Annotated in this window: 18 protein-coding genes; 6 read left to right on the top strand and 12 right to left on the bottom strand. The window is 49.3% G+C overall.

Features of this window, described 5'->3' with window-relative positions; genetic code table 11:
- Positions 1-167 precede the first annotated feature (167 nt).
- A complete protein-coding gene (groL, locus tag KNO75_RS13315; protein ID WP_214697033.1) occupies positions 168-1,802 on the bottom strand; it encodes a chaperonin GroEL in 1,635 nt (544 codons plus the stop codon).
- A gap of 39 nt (positions 1,803-1,841) precedes the next feature.
- Positions 1,842-2,126: a co-chaperone GroES gene (gene groES, locus KNO75_RS13310; protein ID WP_214689558.1), complete on the bottom strand. Its 285-nt coding sequence runs from the start codon at positions 2,124-2,126 to the stop codon at positions 1,842-1,844.
- 214 nt (positions 2,127-2,340) lie between these two features.
- Between groES and KNO75_RS13305 the strand changes: the two genes are divergently transcribed.
- A complete protein-coding gene (locus KNO75_RS13305) occupies positions 2,341-3,036 on the top strand; it encodes a CPBP family intramembrane glutamic endopeptidase (protein WP_251126208.1) in 696 nt (231 codons plus the stop codon).
- A 16-nt stretch (positions 3,037-3,052) separates the two neighbouring features.
- Positions 3,053-3,262 carry a YdiK family protein gene (locus KNO75_RS13300; protein ID WP_015880600.1) on the top strand — a complete coding sequence of 70 codons (210 nt, stop codon included), beginning with the start codon at positions 3,053-3,055 and terminating at the stop codon, positions 3,260-3,262.
- A gap of 14 nt (positions 3,263-3,276) precedes the next feature.
- On the opposite strand, the gene KNO75_RS13295 is transcribed toward KNO75_RS13300, so the two are convergent.
- Together KNO75_RS13295 and KNO75_RS13290 are read right to left on the bottom strand one after the other, a co-directional pair.
- Positions 3,277-3,678, bottom strand: a complete 402-nt coding sequence (locus tag KNO75_RS13295; protein ID WP_214822298.1) for a hypothetical protein — start codon at positions 3,676-3,678, stop codon at positions 3,277-3,279.
- An 11-nt stretch (positions 3,679-3,689) separates the two neighbouring features.
- Positions 3,690-5,315, bottom strand: a complete 1,626-nt coding sequence (locus tag KNO75_RS13290; protein ID WP_214822297.1) for an ABC transporter substrate-binding protein — start codon at positions 5,313-5,315, stop codon at positions 3,690-3,692.
- 101 nt (positions 5,316-5,416) lie between these two features.
- Between KNO75_RS13290 and KNO75_RS13285 the strand changes: the two genes are divergently transcribed.
- Entirely contained in the window at positions 5,417-6,652 is a 1,236-nt protein-coding gene (locus KNO75_RS13285; RefSeq protein WP_214822292.1) for an MDR family MFS transporter, read from the top strand.
- A 75-nt stretch (positions 6,653-6,727) separates the two neighbouring features.
- Here the strand turns inward: KNO75_RS13285 and KNO75_RS13280 are convergent, their stop codons facing one another.
- Positions 6,728-6,886, bottom strand: a complete 159-nt coding sequence (locus KNO75_RS13280) for a hypothetical protein (protein WP_015880595.1) — start codon at positions 6,884-6,886, stop codon at positions 6,728-6,730.
- A gap of 104 nt (positions 6,887-6,990) precedes the next feature.
- Between KNO75_RS13280 and KNO75_RS13275 the strand changes: the two genes are divergently transcribed.
- Positions 6,991-7,326 (top strand): TM2 domain-containing protein, encoded by a 336-nt coding sequence (locus KNO75_RS13275; protein ID WP_214814791.1) that lies wholly within the window; start codon positions 6,991-6,993, stop codon positions 7,324-7,326.
- Positions 7,327-7,365: 39 nt separating this feature from the next.
- Here the strand turns inward: KNO75_RS13275 and KNO75_RS13270 are convergent, their stop codons facing one another.
- The 5 genes from KNO75_RS13270 to KNO75_RS13250 all read right to left on the bottom strand — a co-directional run bounded on the left by KNO75_RS13270 (position 7,366) and on the right by KNO75_RS13250 (position 11,343).
- On the bottom strand, positions 7,366-7,944 hold the full coding sequence (locus KNO75_RS13270) for an NADPH-dependent F420 reductase (protein ID WP_214822290.1): 579 nt from the start codon (positions 7,942-7,944) through the stop codon (positions 7,366-7,368).
- Between the two features lie 3 nt (positions 7,945-7,947).
- Positions 7,948-8,421 (bottom strand): hypothetical protein, encoded by a 474-nt coding sequence (locus tag KNO75_RS13265; protein WP_214814795.1) that lies wholly within the window; start codon positions 8,419-8,421, stop codon positions 7,948-7,950.
- Positions 8,422-8,516: 95 nt separating this feature from the next.
- Positions 8,517-9,323, bottom strand: coding sequence for an ABC transporter ATP-binding protein (locus KNO75_RS13260; protein ID WP_214822288.1), 807 nt, complete (start codon positions 9,321-9,323; stop codon positions 8,517-8,519).
- Positions 9,320-10,366 carry a FecCD family ABC transporter permease gene (locus KNO75_RS13255; RefSeq protein ID WP_214814799.1) on the bottom strand — a complete coding sequence of 349 codons (1,047 nt, stop codon included), beginning with the start codon at positions 10,364-10,366 and terminating at the stop codon, positions 9,320-9,322. The genes KNO75_RS13260 and KNO75_RS13255 overlap by 4 nt, the downstream gene beginning before the upstream one ends.
- Positions 10,363-11,343 carry a FecCD family ABC transporter permease gene (locus KNO75_RS13250; protein ID WP_214818584.1) on the bottom strand — a complete coding sequence of 327 codons (981 nt, stop codon included), beginning with the start codon at positions 11,341-11,343 and terminating at the stop codon, positions 10,363-10,365. The genes KNO75_RS13255 and KNO75_RS13250 overlap by 4 nt, the downstream gene beginning before the upstream one ends.
- A 122-nt stretch (positions 11,344-11,465) precedes the next feature.
- Between KNO75_RS13250 and KNO75_RS13245 the strand changes: the two genes are divergently transcribed.
- Positions 11,466-12,398: an ABC transporter substrate-binding protein gene (locus KNO75_RS13245; protein WP_214814803.1), complete on the top strand. Its 933-nt coding sequence runs from the start codon at positions 11,466-11,468 to the stop codon at positions 12,396-12,398.
- An 84-nt stretch (positions 12,399-12,482) separates the two neighbouring features.
- Entirely contained in the window at positions 12,483-12,665 is a 183-nt protein-coding gene (locus tag KNO75_RS13240; RefSeq protein ID WP_214814804.1) for a PspC domain-containing protein, read from the top strand.
- 36 nt (positions 12,666-12,701) lie between these two features.
- Here KNO75_RS13240 and KNO75_RS13235 read toward each other — a convergent pair whose 3' ends face one another.
- Together KNO75_RS13235 and tatC are read right to left on the bottom strand one after the other, a co-directional pair.
- Positions 12,702-14,048, bottom strand: coding sequence for an FAD-dependent oxidoreductase (locus tag KNO75_RS13235; protein ID WP_214822286.1), 1,347 nt, complete (start codon positions 14,046-14,048; stop codon positions 12,702-12,704).
- 222 nt (positions 14,049-14,270) lie between these two features.
- On the bottom strand, positions 14,271-15,059 hold the full coding sequence (gene tatC, locus KNO75_RS13230) for a twin-arginine translocase subunit TatC (RefSeq protein WP_214742996.1): 789 nt from the start codon (positions 15,057-15,059) through the stop codon (positions 14,271-14,273).
- Between the last annotated feature and the right edge of the window lie 2 nt (positions 15,060-15,061).

Here is a 15,061-nt window from a genome sequence, read left to right as displayed (position 1 = left end):
AAATTTATTTTCAATTCACGTTTAAGACAATTCAATAAAAAAAAGAAATTCTTAATAAATAGTAGAATTTAAAAAGAATTTCTTTTTTTACTTTTAACGGTGAATAGCTTTATATCCACCTCAAAGTAAATATTACTGTTGTTAATACAAAGGCTTAATAAGGTTATTTACATCATGCCGCCCATTCCACCCATGCCGCCCATGTCAGGCATTGCAGGAGCGTCTTTTTCTGGCTTGTCTGCGATGACAGCCTCTGTTGTGAGGAACATCGCTGAGACAGATGCTGCGTTTTGGAGTGCTGAGCGTGTCACTTTCGCAGGGTCAACGATCCCGTGTGCGATCATGTCGACGTATTCGCCAGTTGCCGCGTTGTAGCCGACACCGACTGACTCGTTCTTGAGCTTCTCGACGATGACCGAACCTTCTTCACCCGCGTTTTCCGCGATTTGACGGACCGGTGCTTCGAGTGCACGAAGGACGAGTTTGACACCAGTCGCTTCATCCGCTGTCACTTCTGCAAGCAATGCACGAACGGCTGGGATGACGTTGATGAGTGATGTCCCACCACCCGCTACGATTCCTTCTTCGACGGCCGCACGTGTCGCGTTGAGTGCGTCTTCGATGCGGAGTTTACGCTCTTTGAGCTCTGTCTCCGTAGCTGCACCGACTTTGACGACGGCTACGCCACCTGCTAGTTTCGCGAGACGCTCTTGGAGTTTTTCACGATCGAAGTCAGACGTTGTCTCTTCGATTTGGTTACGAATCGTTTGAACGCGTGCTTTGATTGTTTCTTCGTTCCCTGCACCTTCGACGACAGTCGTTGTGTCTTTTGTGACGACGACTTTCGATGCGCGACCGAGCATGTCGAGTGATGCTGATTTGAGGTCGAGACCGAGGTCTTCTGTGATGACTTGACCACCTGTAAGTGTCGCGAGGTCTTCAAGCATCGCTTTACGACGGTCACCGAATCCTGGTGCTTTGACGGCTACCGCATTGAACGTACCACGGAGTTTGTTCAAAACGAGTGTCGCGAGGGCATCGCCTTCGATATCTTCTGCGACGATCAAGATTGGCTTCCCTTGTTGCACGACTTGCTCAAGCACTGGGATGATTTCTTGAATGTTTGAGATCTTCTTATCTGTGATCAAGATGTACGGGTTGTCGAGTGACGCTTCCATCTTGTCAGAGTCTGAGATCATGTAAGGTGACAGGTATCCACGGTCGAACTGCATCCCTTCAACAACATCGAGTTCTGTCGTGAAGCCACGTGATTCTTCGATTGTGATGACACCGTCGTTACCGACGCGCTCCATCGCTTCTGCGATCAATTCGCCGACTTCCTCGTCCGCTGCCGAGATAGCCGCGACTTGTGCGATCGCTTCTTTTGATTCGATTGGTTTTGAAATCAATTTCAATTCTTCGAGTGCACGACGAACCGCTTTGTCGATCCCTTTACGAAGGATCATCGGGTTCGCGCCCGCTGTGACGTTCTTGAGGCCTTCACGAATCATCGCTTGTGCGAGGACTGTCGCTGTTGTCGTACCGTCCCCTGCGACTTCGTTCGTCTTCGACGCGACTTCGGCAACGAGTTTCGCGCCCATGTTTTCGAAGCGGTCTTCGAGTTCGATTTCTTTCGCGATGGTCACACCATCGTTTGTGATGAGTGGTGAACCGAATTTCTTCTCGAGGACGACGTTACGTCCTTTTGGTCCAATCGTTACTTTGACTGCGTCAGCGAGTGCGTCAACGCCGCGAAGCATCGCGTGACGTGCATCTTCTGAGAATTTGATATCTTTTGCCATCGTTCATTTCCCCCTAAAAAAGTTTTTGAATAATGGTGCTTAGCCTACGATTGCGAGAATGTCGCTCTCGCGAACGATTAAGTACTCTTTTCCATCATGCTTCACTTCGGTACCTGCGTACTTCGAGTAGATGACCAAATCATTTTCTTTCACGTCGAGATCGATGCGCTTGCCTTCGTCCGTCACGCGGCCCGTTCCGACTGCGATGACTTTCCCTTGTTGCGGCTTTTCTTTCGCCGTATCAGGAAGCACGATGCCCCCGATCGTCTTTTCTTCTTTCTCCACGACTTCGATGATGACACGATCGCCTAGTGGTTTTAACATGGAAAAACCCTCCTCCGAATATGAATGATGTAATGTGTATCGTAAGGTTTTAGCACTCAGTTAAAAGGAGTGCTAACATTGATAAGTGTAGTATGCGACGATTAAAAAATCAAGTGGGGAACATCAAAAAATGCTCTCACTCGCGGTCAAGAGAACTTATTTGTTACAATGAGAAAAAGGTAGGTTCATTCTTAAAAATTAAGGACGTGTTGAATTGGCTACATTAAACTCAAACCAATCGATAAATACCCGTTTTTCGATGGCGCCTAACATTCGTCTCCGGCACCTCACCCCGATTTTATTATATGCGTTCGTCCAACTATTCCCGCTCGTCATCCGTGAAGTACGACCGGAATGGTTAACCGAAACGTTCATCGGGCTCTGGATGGCCATCGGGTTTACCGTGACGATTGTATTGTCGTTGTTACTCATTTGGCCGGACTTGAAGCAATATAAGGCACAAGGTGTTCAATCCAACTTGAATGACACGGTCAAATGGATCGGACTCGGGATTTTGATGCAATATGGGCTCGTCATTGTCGCGAACTTGATTGAAACGGCCATTTCAGGCGAACTTGTCGAATCAATGAATACCCAAACCATCGCCGATATGGTGGAAGTCATCCCACTCATGATTTTGCCTGTCATTTTGCTCGGACCGATTATCGAAGAGATTCTCTTCCGTCATATTTTGTTCGGGAACTTGAACGTGCGCTTCGGATTCTGGATTGCCTTCGCGGTCAGTTCGATCCTATTCGCGCTCATCCATCAAGACAATCGCTTCCTCGTCTATATCGCAATGAGCTTTGCGTTCTCATACGCTTATGCGAAGACGAGACGCTTGATCGTCCCAATCGCGATTCATGCGTTCAACAACGCGCTCGTGATGCTCGTACTATTTTTAATGTAGAAATGAGGTGGCAGTTATGCCGCGACAATTAAAAGTGATGATGCTCTTCAGTCTTTCGTTCGGTGTGTTGTTCACCGTCCTCGCGTACTTCTCGGTACAAGAGTATGGGTTCAGCTTCTGGACGTACTTCATCATCGCCGTCGCCGCTTACGACTTTTTCAAAGTGTATCAAATCTTGGCACTCGCTCGAAAAGTCAAAAAAGAAGGCACGGACAAATCCGCATAATGAAACCCCGAGTCTTACGAGCTCGGGGTTTTTGTTATGGTTGTAACTTTCGATTGATCCTGTATCTCTTCTTGATACAAACTTCGAATGAGCAGTCCACGCAGACCGAACACTACACCTAATACGACATAAATCCCCTCAATCAATGAGATTTGTGGTTCATCCATGAAAAAGACTGCAATAATGAACGCGACCATCAATATATAAATCGTAAAGTTCATCACCTTTGCATCGACTTGCCTCATGATTCCCTTAGACACCTTTTCCTCAAGCTTTTCAATTTCCTCGTGATAATAAGTATAGATTGTGGCCCCTAGACTCATGACTGTAACGCCGAGGAACACACCATCCCATAGAGCGAACAAAAAGCCAACAACCGAAAAAATCATAAACCCAATTAGTAATTTCTTACGCACACTACCCCTCCTTATGATGGAATCCATAGTTTCGCAAAATCAAAATAACCGAACAAATCGACACAGACATCCTTCAACTCGACCGGGAACGGGATCGTCCGCTCCTCGTTATAGAGCGGGATAAAGTACGACTTTTCTTTCAACTCGCGTTCGATTTCCCGGTGAAGGGGTAACCAGTCCTCAAACGGCAAGTCGTCGTACCGTTCGATTCGTTCCGATAATCCCTCCATGTAAGGCAATACTTTATGTGGCGGCGAGTATTCGTTCGTCATGAACTGTTCAAAGCCGAGCGTCACGTTCCGTTCGAACACTTCCCCGTGAACGACCAAATCGACGTATTCATAATACGTTTTGTCATGAATCGAATCTTTGAAACTGATGGGTACGAACTCATAGGCAATCCCGTGACGTGTCAACATCTCGGCAATCCAATCGGTCGTATCGTTCGTGAAGTCCGTCTGTTTGATTCGAATCGGTCGGTCGAACGTGACGGGTTTTCCTTTTGGAATACGATACGTCTCGCTCATCGAACCGAGAAACCCTTGATCGTTCGGTGTTCTTCGCTCATTCAACGTCCCAATCTCCGGACGAATCTCCGCAATCAATCGATGCATATAATGTCGCGCCTCTTCATTGACGAACACACTATTCGGATGACTGTTTAAGATGACAAGCCCGAACCCGGACGGTGTCGAGATGTGTCCGGTCTCTTTCGAGTCCCGTGACGAGATTCGATACGTCGGGTCATATCCGTCCGGCACTTTGATGAACTCGACCCGGTCCAAAAGTGCCCGGATCCCAAAATAGTTCTCGAAGGCGAGAAGGACCGTCTTCTCCTTGTCATGGCGATCCAATTGAAAAGGACCCGTCCCGACGCTTCCTTTGGCAATGCTCGTATGAATCATCGACAGTTTCGGGATGTAGGAGTTCCGGCGTCGGTCGAGCGTGACATCGACACGATACGTTCCGTTCGATGCGATATGCCGGACATGCCGATACATATAGCGATACACATCCGACTGAACGAGCGTACGCAAACTTTTCGTCACGTCTTTACTCGTCATGAGCGACCCATCATGGAAACGGACCCCTTTCCGAAGAAACAAGACGAGCGTACTTCCCTGCCATTCGTAATGATGGGCGAGCTCCCCTGTGACCTCTCCGGAAGCATCGATCATAAAGAGACGATTGAATACGTTTTGGACGAGGTGGGCACTGTGGATGTCAGCCGCTTCGAGTGGATGTGTCGTTAAAAAGTGACGACGGCGCGGAATGATGAGCGCATCGCTCGATGTCTGGACATATCCGAACTTCTTCTCAAGTTGGCGCATGAACTGCCCTGCCTGTGCAGGCGACCAGTCCCACTCCAACTGACTCGTCACCGCTTCGACCGACTCTTTCTCCATGCGTTCGAGTAGCTGTTTTGCCAAATCGCGCTCAACGTGTCGCAGCCATTCGAGTCGCGTCAAGTTTCCCCGTCCGCGTCCGCTCGTATACGTGAGCCATCCTTCTTCCTGCCACCGTGCCAAATGGCGCTTCGTTTGTTTCGGGCTTAAATGAATGGCTTCCGCCATATCGGAAATCGTGTACGCCCCGTTCCGACACTCTTTCCATAATCGAAATAAATACGCATCCACCTCGCATTCCCCCTTAAAAGTGGACATCATTTCCCCATGTCGTCCATTTTTCAAATCCATTGTCTTGTTTATCATACAGGTACAGAATGGAAGGTGACAAGATGAAATGGAAAGATATACCTAAACCCATAAAAGTTCGACTCGTGACATCATTTTTCAATCGTTCGGTCTCATTCGCGATTATGCCGTTCATGGCACTTCTCTTTGTCAAAGCGTTTAACGAATGGATTGCGGGCGTCTTCTTAGTCTCGCTCGTCTGTCTTGGATATGTAATCGGGTTGATTGGAGGATACCTCGCCGATAAATTCTCACGGAAGCGACTTCTCGTGTTGACGGCAAGTCTCACAGCATCCATGTTTCTCGTCATGACGCTCAGTCTCCAGTTCGACCAGATGATTGTCTTCATGATCGCCTACACGATTTTCACAGTCACGAACAACCTTGGACGCCCGGCGATGAGCGCGATCATCATCGATGCGACGACGCCTGAGAATCGAAAAGCCGTGTACGCGCTCGATTACTGGTTAATCAACTTATCCATCACGATTGGGACGGCGCTCGGGGGCTGGCTCTATGTCAGCAACCAACTCTTACTGTTTTGGATTTTGACGTTCACGTCGAGCATGTTGCCGATCGCGTACGCCATTTTTCTCGAAGACACGAAACGGACGTGGACCTCACAAAAGCTACGCCTCGTCTTCGTCGACGTGTTCCAAAGTTATCAAATCGCCTGGCGTGACCGCCCGTTCGTCAAAGTCGTCTTCGGCTCAATGTGTATCCTCGCTGCCGAGTTCTCGATGGGTAGTTATGTCGCGGTAAGGCTCGCCGATTCATTCGAACCGCTCTCGTTTGAAGACTGGACAATCAACGGGGTGCGGATGATGAGTCTCATTCAAATCGAGAACACGCTCATCGTCGTCGTGTTGACGTTCTTCATCCAACGTCTCGCCTCCCGCTTCTCGAACAAGCATACGCTCCTCGGTGGGCTCGCGTTGTACACGATCGGCTACGCGGTCATCACGAGCGCGAACTCGATGATGCTCCTCCTCGGTTTTATGCTCATCGCTACGTTCGGCGAATTGTTGTACTCGCCAGTATTGAATACGGAGAAGGCGAACATGATGCCGGAAGACCGACGTGGTGCGTACTCGGCATTTGCGGGAACCTCATTCGCCGGTGCCGATTTCTTATCACGCTCGACGATCTTGATTGGTTCACTTCTCACCCCGTTCATGATGAGCGTCTACATCGGACTGTTGGTCAGCTTCGGCTGTTTCCTCGTCTATAGCGGCATCTACGTAAAAGAAAAACTCGTCCTACGACGAGCGGCGTCCTAAATCAAAACCATCCCTTCTCATGAGACGGGATGGTTTTTGTCGAGTGACATGACGAGCGTGATTGTTCGCCCCACTTCATAATCCAATCACTGCCACGGTCAATCCACCGTAGACGAATCCGAGGACAATCGCACTGATGGCCATTCGTTTATATTGTGGGTATTGATATAACGCAATCGCACCGCCGACGACGTGTACGAACGCGACGATGAACGTCAAAATCGGAAAAAGCATAGAGAACCTCTTTTCTTTTTAGGAAATCATGGAAACAAATCCATTTTCCGATATACTAGAATCCGAACTTATTATAACAATAATGGATAGGGAGTTGAAATCCGATGAATGTTTCACGTATGGATTTGACGACGGAAGAAATGCAACTCGTCAACAGCGAAGTCGAGAAGCGGAAACGCAGCTTACTCGTTGCGTACTTACTTTGGTTTTTCGTCGGTGCACTCGGTGCACATCGCTTTTATTTCAAAAAGATTGGGTCAGGGATCGCCATGGTCCTCCTCGTCGTCTTGACGCTCGGTTTCGGTGCCATCATTACAGGAATTTGGGCACTCGTCGATGCGTTCCTCATGCCAGGTTGGCAACAGCGCGAAGTCGAACAAATCGAACGTGAGACGATTGAACTGCTCCAAACACGCTCTGATCGCTACACAGGATTCTAATCAAAAAAGACGATCGAGGCCTCTTGCCCCGATCGTCTTTTAGTGTTCATTTAAGTAGAATGCAAAATCTCGTGTCTTCCGTTCTTTCACCGCGTAATGAATCCACAGCCACGCCAACCCTTCTAGTTCACGAGCAAGCTTCAACCCATGGAGCGGATGCGTATCGAAGCCGATCTTGTTCGATAGCTCGACAACAAGCCGCACCGCTTCTTCATCATCTCCTGCGACAAACATGACAGAACCATCCGGATTACCTAAATTCTCGACGCCCGTCTGGTTGAACGCTTTGACAACTTTCGTATCGGGAACGAGTCGCTGCAAATACTCCGCGCCCGACACCCCGTCCGGTCGCTCGACTTCGTTAAACTCGATGGCAATCGGATTCGTCACATCAATCACTACTTTTCCATCCAGTCCGTCGAGTGTCGGCAATAGATCGACCGCTGCCGCAAATGGCGTACAGAGCAGGAGCACATCACTCGCTGAGGCGACTTCTTGTAACGTCAACGTTCCTTCCCGCTCCGTCCGTGTTCCGTACAACACCTGATAACCGGCCTGTTCGAACTGCTCCCCGAGCGTGCGTCCGACCTTCCCGGCACCTAAGATTCCGAGTTTCATGACTCACAACTCCTCGTCTGTCCGCGTGACCGTTCCTCCATACTCTTCTGCGAGTCCGTCTAAAATCGATGGGTCGAATTCTTCCCCGATGGCCATGACTCCGGTCTGACCTGGTTCGATGTTACCGACCGTCCGTTTGAATGTATCTTGAATACCTTGCATATGCTTCACGTCTTTCGTGCCGCCGATGAGACCACCTGTGAGTGTTCCGAATAAAATTCCGAACGGTCCACCGAGGATTCCAACCGCCATCCCGATGAGCGCACCTTTCGTCGACTTGTTGACCGGTGCGAGTTGCGCCGCATCCTCGAACGAGAACGCCCCGTTTTCTTCACGCTTGATGATGACCAATTGTTCGAATCCGACGAGTCCATCCGAATGATACTTTTTCAGTTTACTGAACGCCTGATACGAGATGGCCTCTTCCGGGAACGTGAACGTGACGATGTGATACGGTTGTTTTTCCTTTTTAGCCATGAAAAATTCCTCCTTTAAGGTAGAAAACATAACGAGCACTTACTCTACTCTTTTTCCCTGCTTTCCCGTAAAAAAACCTAGTCCGTAGACTAGGTTTAGGTCGGTCGTTTTTCATTCAACTCGTAGTGCGAATACGGTACACAGAGCGGTGTCCCGTATAACGGATCTTCTGTCACCACGACTTTTAAACCAAACACGTCTTTCATGAACGTCTCGTCGACAACATCGTTCGGACTGCCTTCGCGATACACGTTACCACCGGCGAGGGCGATGACATGATCGGCATAGCGACAGGCGAGATGGAGATCATGGAGTACCATGATAATCGTTTTGCCTTCTAATCGGTTCAAACGATACATCAAATCCAAAATCTCAATTTGGTGCGACATATCTAAATATGTCGTCGGTTCATCAAGCAAAATCGTCTCCGACTCTTGGGCGAGTGCCAACGCGATCCATACCCGTTGCTTTTGTCCACCTGAAAGATTGCTGACAAGCGTGTCACGGAGCGAAACCGTATCCGTGAAGGCGAGCGCCCTCTCCACGGCTCGTTCATCATCTTCTGAGTATCGTTTGAAGAACGTCTGATATGGATAACGACCGAAGCGGACAAGCTGTTCGACGGTCAATCCATCCGGTGCCACGTTCACTTGTGGCATGAACGCCATGAGCCGAGCCGCCTCTTTGGCGCGATACGAATTAAGCGGTTTTTCCCGAAATGTGATTTCTCCGCCCAGTGCATCTCGCTGTCGTGCGAGCGTCGAGAGAAGCGTCGACTTCCCGCAGCCATTCGCCCCGAGAAGGACGGTGATTTTTCCATGGGGAATGGAAAACGACAAACGATCGAGCACCGTCTTCTGTTCATATCCGATGGTCACTTCTTTTAAATCAAATGTGTTCATCTCATGCTTCCTTTCATCATCCGTCGAAGTAAATAGAAGAAATACGGTGCTCCGATGACGGCTGTCATCACGCCAGTCCGTAACTCGTACGGATAAAAAATGGTTCGTGCGAGTACATCCGCCAACACCACAATCGTCGCCCCAACGAGAAGCGTTGCCCATACGTAAGGGAGCTTCAATCCTTGACGAGCGATATGAGGTGCCATCAACCCGACAAATCCAATCGCGCCGACAAAAGCGACACCAATTCCGGCGAGTAAACACGATAACAATAGCGTGCCACGCTGAATCCCGCGAACCGGAACACCGATACTTGTCGCCGTCGCCTCACTGATGTGTAGCGGACGCACGTGACGTTCAATCAAAAAAGCAGCCAATAAAAAGAGGAGTACGAACGGCACCATGATCTTCAATTGATTCCACGTCGCAGCGTACACGGTACCAGTGAGCCATTGCTGAATATCATTCTTCCGGTAGACGTTCGAAGCGAGCATCATGAACTGAACAATCCCTTGCGAGAAAATGCTGATTCCGATTCCGACGAGTGCAAGACGAACCGGTGGAACTCCACGTTTTAATAAATAGAAGAGGAACATCCCAACAACAATCGCCCCGAGGAATGAGGCAATCGGGATATAGGCGAGCGGGACCGACAGTTGATTCGTTCGCTCATCCGTGAAAACTGTAAAAAACGTGGCCGTCGCGACTCCTGCGCCACCGACAATCCCGAAAATCTCCGGGGATGCCAATTCATTTTTGATTGTCAGTTGTAACAAATGTCCACTGACGGCGAGACTCGCCCCGGCAGTCATTGCCATCAACACGCGGGGCATCCGGAACTCAAAGACGACGAGCTGTTCGAACGCATCTCCTGCCCCGACGAACAAGGCAGCGAGTGAAGCTGGACTGAGGAACGTGTCACCGATGGCGAGCCCGAAATAAATCGATAGGAGTAATCCGACGATGAGTAGAAGCGCCAACTCGATTTCACGCTTTCGGAGCGTGAACGAGACGGGACCTTTTCGAAAGCGGTATGTTTTCATGATTTAAAGACTCCTTGTCTGACACTGACGAGATAGATGAAGAATGCCCCACCGACGACCGCGAGCACGACGCCCACCGTCACTTCGCGTGGGAACAGGATGACGCGTCCTAAAATATCGGCCGAAAGCAACAGAACGCTTCCGATGAGTGCACTTCCTGCGAGACGAGCGAAAAAGGCCGTCCCGAACAGATATTTCGCCAAATGGGGTGCGAGCAGACCGACAAATGCAATCGGTCCAGCGAGCGCCACTCCGAATGCGGAGAGCACGACGGCAAGCGTCACCGCAACAAACTTGATGACACCGACGTTTTGTCCAAGCGAACGCGCCACTTGGTCTCCAAGCGATAACGTCTCGAGTTCTTTACTGAGCAAGAGCACGAGCACGACTGCACCCATCATCCACGGTAACAAGGTTTCGACGAGCATGAGTGACCGCCCGGCGACCGATCCGGTCAACCAGAACAATACCTCATCGAGTGCGCCTTCCTCATAAGCGATAATCGACTGAGTGAATGAGCTAAATAAAGCCGCTAGTGATGCACCAGCAAGTGTCATATACATGACGTTTCCACCGTTCGCACTGAGCAGATATACAATCACACCAGCGATAAACGCTCCGATGAGCGAGGCTGTCGTGAATGAGGCGATACTGCTGAACCCAAAAAGGGTCACAAGCACGATGGCCAAACTCGCACCTGCGTTCACGGCCAAGATATCGGGGGATGCGAGCGGGTTACGCGTCACGAGTTGAAAGATGAGACCGGCAAGACCGAGCACACTGCCAACGAGTAACGCCACGATTGTACGTGGGATGCGATTGTCTGCCAATGCAATCATCGCCTGTGATGAACCGTTCGCTTGAAATGTCATCACATCTTCATGACTGACTACGATGACACCGACACGTAAGCTGACATAACTTAAAATTGGTAGGCAAATGATCAAGAAGAGTAATTTGATCCAAGGTTTTTTCATGTCCTCACTTCTTTCCTTTCCTACCATAGCAAATATTACGTTCCAGAAAAAGGGGTTGACAGTGAGAATCATTATCATTTATAGTCAGGTAGGAAAATCACTTACATAGAGGAGAATTTTAAATGAAAAAGTGGATGCTTGCGTTACTTACGCTTTGCTTAACTGTCGTCCTCGCCGCTTGCGGTGGATCAGACGATACAGATAACGATACAAGTTCAGATGCGGCGACGCGCTCGATCGAGCACGCAATGGGAACGGCCGACGTACCTGAAAATCCGGAACGCATCGTTGTTTTGACGAATGAAGGGACAGAGGCCCTTCTCGCCCTTGGCGTCAAACCGGTCGGAGCCGTCAAATCTTGGAACGGTGACCCGTGGTATCCACACATCGAATCCGAGATGACAGATGTCACAGAAGTCGGGACAGAAAGTGAAGTCAACTTAGAGGCCATCGCGAAACTCAAGCCAGACCTCATCATCGGAACAAAACTTCGTCAAGAGAACATCTACGACAAATTGAACGCCATTGCGCCAACAGTCATGTCAGAAACACTCAAAGGAGATTGGCAAGAAAACTTCGCCCTTTATGCGAACGCACTCAACCTTGAAGAAGAAGGGAACGAAGTGTTAGCTGCTTACGATCAGCACGTCGAAGATACGAAAGCTGAACTCGGAGACGCCGTGAACAAAGAACTCTCTGTCGTCCGCTTCCTTCCTGGCGCGTCACGTATTTACTTCACGGATAGCTTCTCGGGTGTCATCTTAGGAGATGTCGGGGTAAAACGCCCAGCTTCGCAAGATCGTACCGAGTTTGCTGAAGAAATCACGATGGAACGCATTCCAGAGATGGCTGGCGACCATATCGTCTACTTCACATACGGCGGAGCAGACGGATCAAAAACAGCAGAAGAATGGCAGTCGAACCAGTTATGGAAAGACCTCGATGCCGTCAAATCAGGTGAAGTGACAGAGGTCAGTGATGACATTTGGAACACATCAGGTGGTGTCCTTTCTGCCAACCAAGTACTTGATGAACTCGTCGACATTCTAAAATAAACAATAGCGCACCAATTGATTCGGTGCGCTTTTTCGTGAGCTCATATGGTAAAATTTTCATATCAACTCATAAGGAGATTTGCTATGCAACGTACCTTTCGAAAGTCGGCGACCGACCGTTCCATTGCCGGAGTATGTGGCGGGATTGCTGAATATGTGAATATCTCTTCTTTTGGGATTCGTCTCTTATTCGTCTTTTTGCCAGCAAACTTTCTCATCTACATCTTACTTGCCAATTTGATGAAGGATGAACCACACTATCTATAAAAAAACGCGAAAGCTTTTAGCTTCCGCGTTTTTTTGTTAGGCATTCACTTTGTCTTTCATCGCTTCAAGCGCACCGCTGTTCAAGAAGTGCCATGGTTTGTTGTAGTGCGGTTGGAAGAAGAAGTCGACATATGCGAGCTCTTCGATCGTCATCTCGTTTTGGATCGCAAGAGAGAGCGTATTGACCGCTTGTGTCAAATCCGCTTTCGACAACACTTGTCCTCCGACAATGCGATGTGTCCCTGTCTCATAGACGAGTTTAAATTCAACTTTCTCTGCGGTCGGCATGAACTCCGGACGATACGCATCCTCGATGACGACACTTTCTACGTCGAGTCCGAAGAGTGTTGCCGCTTCTTCTGTCAGACCAGATGACGCAATGTTCCAGTCATAGAGTCGTAGTCCTGACGTTCCTTGTGTCCCTTGATAGCGGACACGAGGCTGCATCATGTTTTCTGCGACGAGCGTTCCCATGCGGACAGCGTTCGTTGCAAGTGGGATATAGGCGTGTGTACGCGCCGGGTTGTAGTAGACGGCACAGCTGTCGCCTGCCGCAAAGATGTCCGGGTTGCTCGTGCGCATATATTCATCGACGATGATGGCACCGTTTCCGAGCATGTCGACCTGTCCTTCTAAAAGTCCTGTGTTCGGACGAAATCCGACACACAAGATGACGAGGTCCGCCTCGAATTCACCTTTGTCTGTCACGACATGTGTGACGTTTCCGCTCGTTCCACGGAATGCCTCGACCGTCTGACCAAGTTCGAGGTCGATTCCGCGACTTGTCATATCCGCTTCCAATTGATCCGTGAACGACTTGTCGAGATATTTGTTCAAGATACGGTCGGCACTGTCGATGAATGTGACATGTTTACCGTATGCTTCAAACGCCTCGACGAGTTCGACCCCGATATACCCCGCCCCGATGACGGCAATCTTCGTCGCGTCTGTCGCCCGCTCGATAATGCGTTGTGCGTGCGCATAGTTTTTACAAAGTTCGATTCCATTCATTTCGATTCCTGGGAGCGTCGGAACGATCGGCCATGAACCTGTCGTGACGATCAAGCGGTCATACGTGTCATGCACGTCTTCTCCCGTCTCGAGGTTTTTGGCGTGGACCGTCTTCGCTTCGGCATCGATGGATAGGACGTCATGTTTCATGCGCATTGTCGCTCCGAGTTCTTCAAGTTCACGTGGAGATGAGTAGAATAATTCTTCTGCACGTTGGACGACCCCACCGACGTGGAGCGCAATCCCACACGAGAGGAAACTGACGTTGTCGTTCCGCTCGTAAACGGTGATGTCGAGATTGTCGTGCTTTGCGAGTAACCCTTTGACAGCTGCTGTTCCTGCGTGTGTACATCCGATGACTGCGATTTTCATATGAGTCGTCTCTCCTTTTATGTTAGACAGTACGTTTCTTTTCACATTGTGATAAACATCACATTTACTTCTTGACCTTAGTGTACTATTTCACAATATAGGATTCAATGACTATGCTCACTATTTCACGTAAAAGTGTCTAAAATTTGAACAGTATGAACTTCCAATTGAACTATAGTGTAGTGCACATAAAAAAGCATCGTCCCATTTACGGAACGATGCTTATTTCTCATTCATCTGTTTCATTAAATCCATCTGTTCTTGCACCATCGCTTCTTTCTCCCGACGTAGCACTCCTTTGTAGGCGACGCGTGAAATCGATAAACTGATTTCATATAGGAAGAAGAGTGGCAACGATACCATAAGGTGCGATGTCAAATCCGGCGGTGTGATGAATGCCGCGACTACGAATAGCGCGAAGTACGCATACTTACGAATCTTCGATAAGAAGTATGGTGTCACGACACCAATCCGGGTCAAGAACATCGTCACGACCGGCAATTGGAACAATAGACCGAACGGGATCGTCAGTTGCAACAAGAACGTGAAGTAATTGTTGGCTCCGATGATTTGTTCGAGTCCGAGGTCTTGCCCGAGGTCCGTCGAGATATCGAGGACGAGCGGGAACAACCAGTAGTAGGCGAACGCAAGACCGATCAAGAACAATCCAAAGATGATCGGGATGTAGGCAAGCGTGCCTTTCCGTTCATTCGGATGCAGACCGGGTGCGACAAACGCCCACACTTGATACAGTAGGAATGGGCTCGCCGCAATCAGGCCGATGATGAGCGCCAAGTTCAAGTAAATCATCAGCGGGTCCGCGACCCCAAAGGCGTTCAGTTCGAGCCCGCGTTCGACGAGATCTTCTTGCAAGTAGGCGAGTACATATTTGACACTCGGCAAAGCCATCAAAAAGAAGGCAAAGACGACAAATGCAGATAGCATCAGTCGTCTTCGCAGCTCTGTCAAGTGATCGGTAAGTTCCCGCTCTTGATCAGGTTGATGATTCATGG

The sequence above is a fragment of the Exiguobacterium sp. s35 genome (assembly GCF_018617535.1).
GTDB lineage: Bacteria > Bacillota > Bacilli > Exiguobacteriales > Exiguobacteriaceae > Exiguobacterium > Exiguobacterium aestuarii.
The sequence above is the reverse complement of the archived record's forward strand: the minus strand, read 5'-3'. Positions and strand labels throughout refer to the sequence as shown.